Source organism: Schaalia cardiffensis, assembly GCF_016405145.1.
In the GTDB taxonomy this organism is placed as follows: domain Bacteria; phylum Actinomycetota; class Actinomycetes; order Actinomycetales; family Actinomycetaceae; genus Pauljensenia; species Pauljensenia cardiffensis.
Genome location: NZ_JAEKIA010000002.1, coordinates 199,985 through 212,860 on the forward strand (window position 1 = coordinate 199,985; position 12,876 = coordinate 212,860).

Sequence of the window (12,876 nt, forward strand, 5' to 3'; positions counted from 1 at the left end):
TAATTGCCGGGTCAGTCCACTACTCGTAAGGGGTTCGTTGTGAGGATCGTCGTCACCGGTGGGGCCGGTTTCATTGGAGCGAATTTCGTTCATACCCTCCTTGAGGATCACGCCGACGTTGATGTCGTCGTCCTCGACAAGTTCACTTATGCCGGTAATCGCGGCTCGCTCAGCGACATCACCGAGGAGCAGGCGAAGCGCCTGAAGATCGTCGAGGGGGATATTGCGGATGCCGAGCTCGTCGATTCCGTTGTCGCGGGCTCGGACGCCGTTGTTCACTTCGCCGCCGAGTCGCACAATGACAACTCCCTCAACGACCCCTCGCCCTTCATCATGACGAACCTCGTCGGCACCTACACCCTCCTTGAGGCCGTGCGCCGCCACAAGGTGCGCTTCCACCACATCTCCACCGATGAGGTCTACGGCGATCTCGAACTCGACGATCCGGCGAAGTTCACTCCCACGACCCCCTACAACCCCTCCTCTCCCTACTCCTCCTCGAAGGCGGGGTCTGATCTATTGGTGCGCGCCTGGGTGCGTTCCTTCGGTGTTGAGGCGACGATCTCGAACTGCTCGAACAACTACGGCCCCTACCAGCACATTGAAAAGTTCATCCCCCGCATGATCACGAACCGTTTGCGCGGCGTCCGCCCGCGCCTGTACGGAGACGGCCTGAATGTTCGCGATTGGATCCACGTGCGCGACCACAACACGGCAGTGTGGGAGATCCTCATGCGCGGCCGAATCGGTGAAACCTATCTGATCGGCGCCGATGGGGAGACCAACAACCGTGATGTCGTGATGATCCTCAACGAACTCATGGGTTACGCCCCCGATGATTTCGACCACGTCGCGGATCGTCCCGGTCATGATCTGCGTTACGCGATCGACAACACGAAGCTCTGCGAGGAACTCGGCTGGTCGCCGCGCTTCACCGACTTCCGTTCGGGCCTGGCCGACACCATCGAGTGGTACACGCGCAACGAGGCGTGGTGGGCTCCTCTCAAGGAAGCCGTTGAAGCCAAGTACGCGGCGGAGGGGCACTGATCGGTGGGGGCAGAGCCCATGTCTGCGCATCACTCGCGTCCTCGTGTTCTCGTCCTCATGGCCACCTACAACGGTGGTCAGTGGATCGCAGAACAGATCGACTCCATCTTGTCTCAAAGCGGGGTCGAGGTGAGGATCCTCGCCAGCGATGACGGCTCGACGGACGACACTCTCACAATCCTTGAAGATCGAGGGGTCAGCGTTCTCGAGGCTCGTACGGGCAAGAGAGGATCGGCGCAGAACTTCTGCCACATCATTGCCGCTGCTTCCGCTCAAGAAGACGAGTACGTCGCCCTCGCTGATCAAGATGACATCTGGTACCCGGGGCGTCTCGCCCGACAGGTGAAGATCTTGCGCGAGGGCCCCTTCGACGCCGTCTCCTCGTCAATCGACGCCTTGTATCCGGATGGGACGAAGAAGATCTTGCGCAAGGATTTCCCTGAGCGCAGGCTCGACTTCGTTTGCCAGTCCCCGGGCCCAGGCTCGACCTACGTGTTCACTCCACAGGCCTTCGCGCAATTGCAAAAGGATTTGCGTTCCGGGGTGGTCGACACCGATGCCGTGGGTTTCCATGATTGGCTGCTCTATACCCTTGCTCGTGCGCACATGATGAAGTGGCACATTGATTCGACGCCGACCCTGGCCTACCGTCAACATGAGGCCAATGACATGGGGGCGAATTCCGGGCTCGGGGCGGCACGAACCCGCGCAGCGATGCTGGGAACCGGCTGGTACCGTGAGCAATTCGCATTGATGGCGAGGACGGCGCGCGCTGTCACCACCGAGCCTGGCTTGAGCGCTGACATGGATCAGACATTGAGCCTCCTTCAGGGCAAGGGGATCGCCAACCGGGTACGGTTGGCGTGGCACTGTCGACACCTGCGCCGCAGAAAGCGTGATCGGATCGTGCTGGCATTGATGGAACTCCTCGGATTGTGGTGAGAAGAATGAAGATACTCGTTGCCGGTGGAAGCGGTTTCGTCGGGTCGCGACTCATCCCCGAACTCCAAAGCCGAGGACACGAGGTGCGTTGCTACGACCTGGTGATCAACCCCGACTTCGCAGAAATCACCACCCAAGGCGACGTCCGTGATCTCGCGGCTTTCACCGCCGTCGGTTGCGATTGTGATGTGATCGTCAATCTCGCAGCTCAGCACCGAGATGATGTGCGTCCACTTTCCCTTTACGACAGCGTCAACGTCGGGGGCGCGAAGAATACCGTTGAGGTGGCGCGAGCCTGCGGGATCTCCCGAATCGTCTTCACATCCACGGTTGCCGTCTACGGCCTCGATGCGGGCGAGTCGGTTGAGACCGACCCGGTGAACCCCTTCAACGAGTATGGGCGCTCAAAGCTCACCGCAGAGGAGGTGTTCCGCGCCTGGCAGAAGGAAACAGGCGCAGACCTGACGATCGTGCGCCCCTGTGTGATCTTCGGGGAGAAGAATCGGGGGAATGTCTACACCCTCATGCGCCAGATCCACAGTGGCAAGTTCCTCAGCGTCGGCGACGGGACGAACCGTAAATCCATAGCCTATGTCGGCAATGTGGCGGCCTTCCTCGCGGATCAGGTTGAGAACTCCCACGCCTATCAGCTCTTCAACTACGCGGATAAGCCGGACCTGACGACGAACGAACTCGTGACGACGATTCGTTCGGCCCTCGACAGGCACCGCTTCCAAGGTCTGCGGCTCCCCCTGTGGTTGGGGCTTGTCGGCGGTTACACCTTTGACGCGCTCGCAGTGCTCATCCGACGCCCCCTGCCGATCTCCTCAGTTCGCATCCGCAAGTTCGCCGCCTCGACGATCGTGGCGACCAAGGCACTGGAAGAGAGCGGCTTTGAGCGCCCCTTCGCGATCGATGAGGCTCTGCGCCGCACCGTGCGAGCTGAATTCGGGACGCACTGAGGCCTGGAGCACCTGAGAGGCCTTGTGGTGAGGCGCCCTTCTTCGTGCATCAACTCGCTTCGACGGTGCTTTCTTGTCAGGTGAGTCTGCCCCTCGCTCGTAGGCTCGGGAACTCAGCCTTCGTCTCACCGCCCCCTCACGTGCTCAGATCCACAGGATCTGTCCCTCTTTCGCACTGACCTTCTCAGCCTCCGTCTTGGTGTAGTGATCGGGATCGATGAGCACGACTCCGCTTGCGCGCCTCCAGGCTCCGATCAGATGCACCAGAGCCTCCTCGGCCTTCGCGTAGAGCCCAATCCGCACACCCTTCATGCCCTCACTCTCATCCACAACTTCGAAGACCTCCTCGAGGGGCAATAGTGCGCCCGTCGGGGCGCCGATGAGCAGATCGGGCTGGGCCATCACTTCGGCGAGAGCATCGAGGATCCCAGTGGGTAGAGGATCGCCCCTCCACGAAAACGCCAAGTATTCGCGCGGCTGAGCCAGAACAGTCGCCCCCGACTCGCAAGCCGCGAGGGCGTCCTCGTCAATGGTGGAAACGAGGACGAGATCGCCCGGGGCCGCCTCCTCGAGTGATCCAAGGCGCGTCCATCCCAGTGCAAGCAGAGGGACGGTCCACACGATCTCTTGCCAGAGCTCGTGACGGATGAAGAAACGCCCGCTGTGTGCCTCGCCCTCGCCGAAAAGATCCGCGCCGAGCTCTTCGCTCAACAGGTTCGAGATCTTTGAGAACCATCGGGCCAGGACCGGACCGTTGAACTCGACCCGTTCTTTCGAGTACACGGTCAAGACGGGGCCGGCCTGAGAGGCGAGGGTGCTCAAGAGTGCGCGAAGAGAGGTCATGGGTGCACACTAGTCGTTTCGCTCACGCTTGAGCTGTATCTACCAGCGCGAATGAGGCCCTTCAGCATGGAAACGAGCCATGTGCAAGGGGTGTGTGGAATTTTCTCATTTACTCCAACCGGCTTGACTAATGCGTATGACACGCGTGTAATTCTCATATCGACACAAAACTTTGAGGAGACGGCACGGTGTGGAACATCTTCGGTGACGGACCGATCGCGTGGTCCGACGCATCTGATGCCGACTTCTTTGCGCGCGCCGACGGCCCGCTTGCCTGGCAGCAGCATGCCCTATGCGCACAGACCGACCCGGAGGCATTCTTTCCCGAAAAGGGAGGCTCGACTCGTGAGGCGAAGGCCGTGTGCCACTCCTGCGAAGTCCGTGAGGAATGCCTGGAATACGCTCTCGCCAATGATGAGCGCTTCGGCATCTGGGGTGGCCTGTCTGAACGCGAACGCCGACGCCTCCGCCGCTCGGCGGGCTGAGGGTTCTCGTGAGTTCTGGCGTCGTCGCCCTCGTTGTTGCCCGCGATCGGCAGGCGCATCTTGACTCCGTCCTCTTAGCTGCGGCAAGTCAAACACTGCAACCCAATCACATCCTCCTCCTCGACTGCTCAGAAGAGGCCACCCTGAAAACTCCGGGAAACCTGGATGTGCGCAGCGTCCCCACACCGGGGGCTGCCAACCTCGGGGCTGCGATCCAGCAGCTTCGCGATAGCTCTCCCGAGCTCGCTGCGGCACGCTGGTGGTGGATCCTCCACGACGATTCCATTCCCGAACCCTCATGCCTGCGCGCCCTGTGGGAAGTCGCGGACCGTGGACGCACCATCGGCTTCGTCGGCGCTAAACAGATGAGCATGGACGGCACACAGCTCCTGGAACTCGGCATTCACGCCACGAGGAGCGCCCGTCGTCTGGAACGCATCAGCCCGGGAGAAATCGACCAGGGCCAGTACGACTCCACAAGTGATCTCCTCGCAGCAGGCACCGCAGGCGCCCTCATCCGCCCCGAGGCCTGGGACGCCGTCGGCGGCATCGACCCGGTGCTCGGGCCCTTCGGTGATGGCCTCGACTTCGGGCGCCGCCTCCACCTCGCGGGATACCGGGTTGTCGTCGCCCCGAAAGCACGAATCCGTCACGCCCGCCTCGCACTTTTCCCCCAAGGGCACGAGAAAGAGGCACTCCGAAGCGGGGGAGAGGAGGACAATTCTGATCTTCCCCTCCTCAACGCAGCGAAATCTCACCCCGCCCACGATCCACAAGACGCGAGTTTTGCAGCCAGGCGTTTCGCCCAGATTTACAACTGGGCGAAAGCAACGCCCGCGCCCCTGCTCCCCCTCCTCATGCTTTGGCTCGCGATCTGGTCGCCGATCCGCGCCTTTGGGCGTTTAAGCAGCGGAGCCTCCCACCTGGCCGGAGCAGAGCTTTGTGCATGGGCGCAGGCTCTGAGGAAGACGCCCGCGCTTTTCAAAGCGCGCCGCATCCAGGCGCGCGCCTCGAAAGTTCCCACGAAAGCTCTGAGGGGCTTGGAATCGAGTGGACGAGAACTTCGGGAACGGCGCCGAGACCTCGCGAAAGCGCTTGCGCCCGAGGATGAGAATGTCGATCCTCTCCTCATCGAGTCGGCGCGCGCCCATCGGGTGAAATCCCGGCGCATACTCCTCCTCGTCCTCCTCTTCACGGCCCTGCTCGCCCTGGGCCGCTGGTGGGGAATGAACGGGACTCTTGCAGGTGGAGCATGGCGCGCACTGCCCGCCAGCGGCCAAGGCCTGTGGGAGAGCACCTGGTCGAACTGGGTGCCCGGAGGGGACGGGCGCATCGGAGTTGCCGACCCCCTGCTCATTGTGCTCGCACTCTTCGCCTATCCTCTGAGCCTCCTTGGCATCACGCCGACGAGCTTCGCTCGCTACCTGCTCTTCCTCCTTGCGCCACTTGCAGCGGCGAGCGCGTGGCGTTTTTCTTCTCGTCTCACCTCTTCGCCTGCTCTTCGCGGCGCTGGGGCGCTCGCATGGTCGGTCCTTCCCGCCCTGACTCTCTCACAGAGCCAGGGGCGCTTGGCTCCGGCCCTTTTCCACGTGCTGGTGCCCCTTGCTGCCTCCGCGTGGCTGAGCCTCGCAGCCCCTCGCACACCCCTGCGCCTCGAAGGGGCCCGGGGAACGATCGACGCTCCTGAGAACCTGCGTTCCGGTGCTCTTGCCCGCTTCACTGTCGTCGGTGCTGCCATGGTGGCATGCGTCCCCTGGGCGATCCTTCCCCTGATGATTGCCCTGATCATCCTGTGGCGGCGCGGCAGCGCCAGATGGGGAGCACTCGCGGCCTTCATGCCCGCAGCTCTCCTCATCGCTCCGACGATCTTCTCTGCTTTCCGCTTTTTCGCATGGCGGGCTCTCCTCAGCCCCTCAGGACCTGATGCGCCGAGCCTGGAGCCTGTGGCGTGGCAAGCCCTCCTGGGCCTGCCGACTCAGATCTCGCGCGTGGAGGTCCTTGCTCTCTCGCTCATCCCAGGAGCCCTTCTTCTCCTCGCGGCCCTGTTCGCTATCCTCCTTTCCCCGCATGAACGAGGCCGGGGGCTGCCCCTTGTCATCTGCTGCACGGCGCTCGCCCTCTCAGGAGGCGCAGCCCTGTCGCGCTGTGACGTGGGAGTGGAAGGGACGCAGGTGTTGACCGCATGGTCGGCACCTGCAGTGTCGATCGGCTCACTCGGACTGATCGGACTTGCCCTCAAAGCCGCCCCGAGTTCGCCCGCCTGGAACTCGAAGGCCATGCGGCCCTTCTCCTTTCTCGCAGCCCTCGCATCGCTGCTTTTCCTCGTGTCTGGGACCGCTCCGATCCTTGAGCGCATCCTCGAACATGACGCACAAGCCTCCGCTTCGACCTCGCAGCGCCTGGCCTCCCCGACACTCAGCGCCTCCACGGACCTCGTCTCCGTGGTCAGCGCCCAAGCCCAAGCCTCGACCAGAGGTGGGCGCGTCCTCGTCCTCGACTCTGATGCTGAAGTGAGCACCTTGAGCCTTCGACTCTGGCGAGGCCAAGGCCCCTCCTTCCTTGACTCGACGCCGATCACCCGCGCCCAGGATCTGCGAGCACAACTTCACGGCGATGCAATGGATCCGGCGAGCAGCGAATTGGCTGAACTCGCCCTTACCCTCGTCGTCTACCCCGATGAGGCCACGGTCCGTTCCCTCGCCGATCATGGTGTCGACACGATCTTGATCCGCCCGGAATCTGCAGGACTGAAGGCAATGAGTGATGCCCTCGATCGAGCGCCCGGACTGGAAAAAGTCGGCGACACCGATGCTGGTTCCCTGTGGAGGCTTCACCTCGACTCCATGCACACGGCTCGCGCAAGAATCATCGACGGGCACACATGGACGAACCTCGACTCAGGCGCTCTTCGCGTCTCCGGTGACCTACCGGAAGGATCGAAAGGACAGATTGTTCTCGCTGAACGCTTCGACCCCGGATGGAAAGCAACTCTTAACGCTCAGCCTCTTGAGGCCTTTGCTCGCGGATGGAGCCAGGCCTTCACCCTCGAGCAGGCTTCGGGAGACCTCCTCATCACTCACGAGAGCATCTGGGCTCTGCCTTGGAAGATCCTCACCCTTGGCGCCCTCGCCCTTGCCGCGCTCTTAGCGATCCCCTGGAGGAGACGAGCATGAGATCCTCCCTGCCCGCTCTGCTTGCCCTCGCCCTCGCGCTCGGACTCCTCGGTGTAGTGGGTGCGCCGGGGCTCTTTCCGCCTCCCGAAGAACTGCGCAGCTTCGACGCTCCTGTCATGAGCGTGAAACCGAGTTCCGCGGTGCTCGCATGCCCTCCGGGGATCCTCGATCCTTTTGAACCCGAGGAAGCTGCCAACCCTGGTGCCATCTGGTCCACGACAGGGCTGGGTGCAGGGGACGAGCCTTTGAGTCAACTCGTCGTGAAAGCACCTGAAGGTGCGCACCTTGAACTTCCCTCCGGATTCATCCTCGCTGCCCAGAGCGGCGGTGAACTCCTCGGCTTGTCGGCGACCGGCTGTTCTGCCCCGCTCACGGACCAGTGGATTGTCTTGGGGTCGACGCAACTCGGCTCAGACGCCGTCCTCGTTTTGTCCAACCCCTCGCCGCTCCCTTCCAAGGTGACGATCAGCGCGATGGGGGCCGCAGGTCCGCTCGCCGCCCAAGCGCAGCCCCTGACTGTTCCGGCGCATTCTTCGCTCCCTGTGCTCCCACTCGGCTGGTTCGCCGATGAGGACAATCTTGTTCTTCGCATCCAGGCTGAAGGCGCCGGAGTCGCCGCATTCGCTCAACTTTCCGCCCTCGACGGGGAAGTCCCACAAGGAACGACCTGGACTTCGGCGAGTACTCCCACGAACTCTGCCATGATCCTCGGCGTCGGCGGAGAAGAGTCAGCGACTCTGCGCATCGCAGTGCCCGGCGAGGAGCCCGCCACCGTGCGCGCCACGATTCTGGGGGCCGAAGAAGAAAAACCCCTCACTGAAGAGGAGATCACCGTTGACGCGGGAACGGTCCTCGCCATCCCCCTCGATGGGGCATCCGCAAAGGAGGCTGCGCTCGAACTCGAATCCGAGCAGGCGATGATCGTGGCAGTCGAGAGAACATGGAAGGGGGGAGCATTCCCCACTTCGACAACCCCCTGGCGCCTCCTGTCGACATCCCTGCCCTCAAAGCCCTTCACCTCCGCGAAGATCCCGGGGGCCGAAACACTTGGCAGGCTCGTGGCCTCCCAAATGAGCATGTCCACAAGGCGCCAGACTTCCGTGCACACCGAAAGTGGAATGGAGTCTTGGACGGCGAAACTCATGATCGCCCTGCCCCAAAGCGCGGGCGCAGGTAGCGCGAGTATCGAGGTCGCAGGACAGCGAGTCGAACTCCTCGAAGGCAGATCAACGATCCTTGATCTTCCCTCAGCAGACGCTTCGATCAGCGCGAATACGCCGATTCGAGCGGCCCTGCTCATTGAGGCGGTGACGCCCAATGGGACGGTGCATGCGAGTTGGCCGGTGGGAACCGCTGGTCTGATCGCAAGGGAAGCCCAGGTCAGCGTCGAACCCTGATCGGCCTATCGGGAAAACATAAGGCCGTTGTGGCCTTGCAGGAATCCTGCACGGGCTGTAGTGCCCGTTCCGGAAGCCTGAGGGAGTGGCCTTTCAGGAAGCCTGGGGGAGTGGGGGATTCTCTGGATCCCTTTCTCCCTCCCCTCCCGAAGGCAAAGGCCGCTCCCCTCCTGAGGGCGAAAGCCGCTCCATTCCAGAAGACGCGCTCGGGGCTTTTAGCGCAGCTCCTCCTCGAGCTCATCGGGCGGGATCGCCAGGACCCGCGAGATGCGCTCCACGAGAACCTTGCGGAGCGTGCGGGGAACATCGTCGTGTGAACGTAAAACGATCGGTAGGCGATATACGACGATCCTGTCTTTCAAGCCGCGGCGTCGATCCGCGTGGAAGACTCGTCCCAGCACCTCCGAATGGTCTTCCCAAGGTGCAGGATCTGAAGGGGGCACATCCTCAGTGGCGAATTCGATCGTGTACACGGCAGGCCACTTCTTCGCCAGATCGACGATCAGTGAGGTCGCGAGCGCATCGAAGTTCTCCCTGCGGGTTTTCCACGCGGGCGTTCCGGGGAAGAAGAGGGGGCCGCGAGGGCCGCGGCCATGAGGATCGCGTCGAGGATGGCGGGAGAGGGAAGGCACCTGCCAAGCCTAGGTCATTCAGGCTCGCGACTGAGGAGGACGCGTCCGTGCGGGGCTGAAGATCGACCCGTACCCGAAGAGGCCTGGAACTGAGCGTGCCGACAGCTGGGCCTTTGCCCGAGGAGGCGTGGAACTGCGCGTAGGGGCAGCTGGGCATCTGCTCGACGCTAGCTGGATCGAACGCGCCCGCCCTCGCTCCGAGCACGAACCCTGAGGCTTGCACCTGGGGTGAGAATCTCTCCCGAGCAGAAAGTGCCGTACCCTGGTGGGGTGATTTCGGCAAGACACTGCTCAAAGCCCGGGTGCCAACGCCCCGCAGTCGCGACCTTGACCTACGACTACCAGGACTCCACAGTCGTTTTGGGGCCGCTCGCGACCTTTGCCGAACCGAACGCTTACGATTTGTGCGATCACCATGCAGAGCACCTCACCGCGCCAAAAGGCTGGCAGGTTGTGCGTCTCGTGACGAACTTCGAGCCGGCCCCTCCCTCGGGCGATGACCTTCTCGCCCTCGTCGATGCGGTCAGGCGCGCTGCGGAAACGCAACGCCATGCTGCCCCTGAAACCCCTACGCAGTCTTCGGGCGCGATCCGACCTGCTGCGAGGGAAGCGGAACGAGGGCCCTTCGCATCGAAGAAGGAGCCGGATACTTCCAGCCCCCTTGACCCGAACTCGTCCTACGCCAAACGCCGCGCACGCTTCACGGTGATCAGCGACGACTGAGGCTGTCGTTCCCCTCGAAAAGGAGAAGGGGCAAGAGGGCAAAGGGCACCTCCACGCAGGTAAACCTCGGGGGTCTGGGGCGCCGGATCACGGACGGTGTCTGGGCAGACCTCCACGCAGGTGGAGCTCAGGGCCTCGGGTAGGCGAAACTCAGGGCCTCGGGCAGGCGAATGTCAGGGCCTCTGGCACAAGATCCGCTGGCCTCAAAGTGAAGGACAAGGTGAAGGACAGGGCCTCGGAGCGAAGCTCCCGCTCAGCAAAGACGGAGGCCAAGACCCGAGACTGACACATCACCTCGGAAAGAGCAGAGCCAAGAACGAGCGCCTCTTTGAGAAGAACAGGCGTCTAAGGAACCCGCTCTATACCCCATCCCTGTGTCATGCATCCCCGCGCTGCGATGCGTCCTCTCCCATTCATCCGGTCGAGACTCATCCTGCAGGGCACGGACGAGCTAACAAGAGGCCCGGTCTCCACCACAGGGCGCGGAAGCTTAGACAGGAGGCTCGGCCTATGTAAGGCGCGGAAAGTCAGGCAGAACGCTCGGCCTCGGAACTTAGCTGAGGCGAGTCCTGTATGCCTGCTCGAGGATGACCCCGAAATTATCACGTCGCATGCGTTCATCGGTGTACATGAGGGTTAAGAAGGAAACAAGGAGGGGCATTGTCAGAGCCGATATGAGCGCCGAAAGAACAGCGGAGAAGGCGAGAGAAAGATCCGGGGCGCCGAAGAAGAAGAGCCTGAAAAGGGAAGACAAGATACTCGTCAACGCCCCGATTGCGACAGAAACGAGGAGATAACGTCCAAGAGTCCTCCAGAAGACCCCTCTGGTGAGCTCCCATGAACGTTTGAGAGCCGGAAGAGGCCCGAGACCCTCGAGGGTACAAGCCGGGTAGGCATAGAGGAAACGGATCTGGACGAACACGAGACTCAGGAAAGCGACAAGCGTGCACAGCAAGGTGACGAGGACTATCACTCCGATCCGCCCCGGAGTGACCTCAACGTCATTGATGACATCCCCGATGATCCCGATCATGGGAAGCATTCCGATTCCGGACGCGAGCAGAATAATCGCGAAGCTCATGAGGGTGAACAGGACTGCAGTGCCGATCATTGGGATGAGCCTGGGCCAGAAACGACTGAAGGCTTCACGGACATCCACTTTTCTGCGGATAACAGCATCTGAAGAGATGATGTAGAGAGGCCCCATCACCAGGAAACTCACGATTCCCATCAGGGCCACACTGATGAAAAGACCAGAGAACAGGGGAAGGAAGAAACCGCTGAGAATACGGGGAACATCATCAGTGGAGGCATAGCTGAGCTGCCTTGTAAAGGAATCCAAAGAAGAGAAACTCCAATAGGTCATGAACCCTTCGAATACGCCAAGAATGAGCATCGGGACGAGGGGAATGAGAAAGAGGGGAGCCGCAGCGAAACGAAGAATCTCGATGGCACCGCTGAAAAGCTCGCCGAGCCCAAGAGGACGGAAAGGGATCACAGGGCGAAGCGCATCCTTCGCAAGAGGCGGAACCCCCCAGTTCCCTTGCTGCGTCCATGCGGATTCGGGTGCTCCTGCGGGAGTCCAGGTCTGCGCCGAAGGGGTATCCGCACCCTGCCAGCCGCCCCCGTTTCCCGGAGTAACAGGGGGCTGAGGCGCAGAGGAGTAGGAGGGGAATCCCCCGGGTGGCGGAGTAGTCATCGAATGGGCCTTTCGTCATCGGACTTGCGTATTGTCCCAAGAAATCAGCGAAGTATCCAGGGTGAAGACCCTGATGACAAGCCCTGGTTGTCTCTAGTGCAGCGGGTCGGGCCCCATCCGTGATCGAATCGTGACACGATTTAGTGCATGAATTCACGCATTCTCGTGGTGGACGACGATCTTGCACTGGCCGAGATGATCGGAATCGTGCTCGGATCTGAGGGCTTTGATGTCGCGACCTGTTCAGATGGCGTGCAAGCTCTTGACGTCTTCCATCAAGAGAACCCGGACCTGATCCTCTTGGACGTCATGCTCCCGGGCATGGATGGGATTGAGATCTGCACCAGGATCCGTAAGGAATCCGATGTGCCGATCGTGATGCTCACTGCTCGAACGGATACTGCTGATGTGGTTGCTGGCCTCGAAGCCGGAGCCGATGACTACGTTCCGAAGCCTTTCAAACCCAAGGAACTTGTCGCCCGTGTCCGAGCAAGACTGCGAGGACGAGAAGAGGCCGTCGACGAACGCCTCGTCCTCGGCGACCTTGTCATCGACGTGTCCGGGCATACGATCCACCGGGGCGGCGAAGAGATCCTCCTGACTCCCCTCGAATTCGACTTACTCGTCGCCCTGGGGCGCGCCCCCTGGAGAGTCTTTTCCCGCGAGGAACTTCTCGAGAAAGTCTGGGGTTACCGCCACGCCGCCGATACGCGCCTTGTGAACGTTCACGTGCAAAGACTGCGGTCGAAGATTGAACGAGATCCAGATAAGCCCGAAGTCGTCATCACCGTGAGGGGAGTCGGGTATCGTGCGGGAACCGGAGCCTGAACCATCTGCTGGCCGTCACGGCCCCCACGAATCGGAGGACTCCTCTGCGAAAACATCGTCCTCGGGAGGTGCATCCCCCCAAACCCCGGGCGCCGCTGAGCCTCAGCCTGTAGAAGGAACTTGCGAAACCCCGAAGGTTTCGACC

Annotated in this window: 11 protein-coding genes; 8 read left to right on the forward strand and 3 right to left on the reverse strand. The window is 61.8% G+C overall.

What is annotated here, in order from left to right; translation table 11 throughout:
- Positions 1-39 precede the first annotated feature (39 nt).
- From rfbB to JFX23_RS02100, 3 genes are read left to right on the forward strand one after another with little or no spacing between them, the layout of a single operon-like run.
- The gene (gene rfbB, locus JFX23_RS02090) at positions 40-1,047 is read left to right on the forward strand and encodes a dTDP-glucose 4,6-dehydratase (protein WP_198775507.1); all 1,008 of its coding nucleotides are present in this window, start codon (positions 40-42) and stop codon (positions 1,045-1,047) included.
- An 18-nt stretch (positions 1,048-1,065) separates the two neighbouring features.
- The gene (locus JFX23_RS02095; protein WP_198775508.1) at positions 1,066-1,989 is read left to right on the forward strand and encodes a glycosyltransferase; all 924 of its coding nucleotides are present in this window, start codon (positions 1,066-1,068) and stop codon (positions 1,987-1,989) included.
- 5 nt (positions 1,990-1,994) lie between these two features.
- The gene (locus JFX23_RS02100; protein WP_233050472.1) at positions 1,995-2,951 is read left to right on the forward strand and encodes an NAD-dependent epimerase/dehydratase family protein; all 957 of its coding nucleotides are present in this window, start codon (positions 1,995-1,997) and stop codon (positions 2,949-2,951) included.
- Positions 2,952-3,095: 144 nt separating this feature from the next.
- Here JFX23_RS02100 and JFX23_RS02105 read toward each other — a convergent pair whose 3' ends face one another.
- Positions 3,096-3,794: a hypothetical protein gene (locus JFX23_RS02105; RefSeq protein ID WP_198775510.1), complete on the reverse strand. Its 699-nt coding sequence runs from the start codon at positions 3,792-3,794 to the stop codon at positions 3,096-3,098.
- Between the two features lie 215 nt (positions 3,795-4,009).
- Between JFX23_RS02105 and JFX23_RS02110 the strand changes: the two genes are divergently transcribed.
- The 3 genes from JFX23_RS02110 to JFX23_RS02120 are packed head-to-tail and all read left to right on the forward strand — an operon-like array spanning position 4,010 to position 8,849.
- Positions 4,010-4,279: a WhiB family transcriptional regulator gene (locus JFX23_RS02110; RefSeq protein ID WP_408602663.1), complete on the forward strand. Its 270-nt coding sequence runs from the start codon at positions 4,010-4,012 to the stop codon at positions 4,277-4,279.
- A gap of 8 nt (positions 4,280-4,287) precedes the next feature.
- Complete coding sequence (locus JFX23_RS02115; protein ID WP_198775511.1) at positions 4,288-7,452, forward strand: glycosyltransferase; 3,165 nt, start codon at positions 4,288-4,290, stop codon at positions 7,450-7,452.
- Positions 7,449-8,849: a DUF5719 family protein gene (locus tag JFX23_RS02120; protein ID WP_198775512.1), complete on the forward strand. Its 1,401-nt coding sequence runs from the start codon at positions 7,449-7,451 to the stop codon at positions 8,847-8,849. Before JFX23_RS02115 ends, JFX23_RS02120 begins: the two co-directional genes overlap by 4 nt.
- Before the next feature lie 215 nt (positions 8,850-9,064).
- Here the strand turns inward: JFX23_RS02120 and JFX23_RS02125 are convergent, their stop codons facing one another.
- Entirely contained in the window at positions 9,065-9,481 is a 417-nt protein-coding gene (locus JFX23_RS02125; protein ID WP_198775513.1) for a metallopeptidase family protein, read from the reverse strand.
- A gap of 270 nt (positions 9,482-9,751) precedes the next feature.
- Here JFX23_RS02125 and JFX23_RS02130 point away from each other — a divergent pair, with 270 nt between their 5' ends.
- Positions 9,752-10,204, forward strand: a complete 453-nt coding sequence (locus tag JFX23_RS02130) for a DUF3499 domain-containing protein (protein WP_198775514.1) — start codon at positions 9,752-9,754, stop codon at positions 10,202-10,204.
- A gap of 553 nt (positions 10,205-10,757) precedes the next feature.
- Here the strand turns inward: JFX23_RS02130 and JFX23_RS02135 are convergent.
- Positions 10,758-11,903, reverse strand: a complete 1,146-nt coding sequence (locus JFX23_RS02135) for a glycerophosphoryl diester phosphodiesterase membrane domain-containing protein (RefSeq protein ID WP_198775515.1) — start codon at positions 11,901-11,903, stop codon at positions 10,758-10,760.
- Positions 11,904-12,050: 147 nt separating this feature from the next.
- Here JFX23_RS02135 and mtrA point away from each other — a divergent pair, with 147 nt between their 5' ends.
- Entirely contained in the window at positions 12,051-12,731 is a 681-nt protein-coding gene (gene mtrA / locus JFX23_RS02140) for an MtrAB system response regulator MtrA (RefSeq protein ID WP_198775516.1), read from the forward strand.
- Positions 12,732-12,876 lie beyond the last annotated feature (145 nt).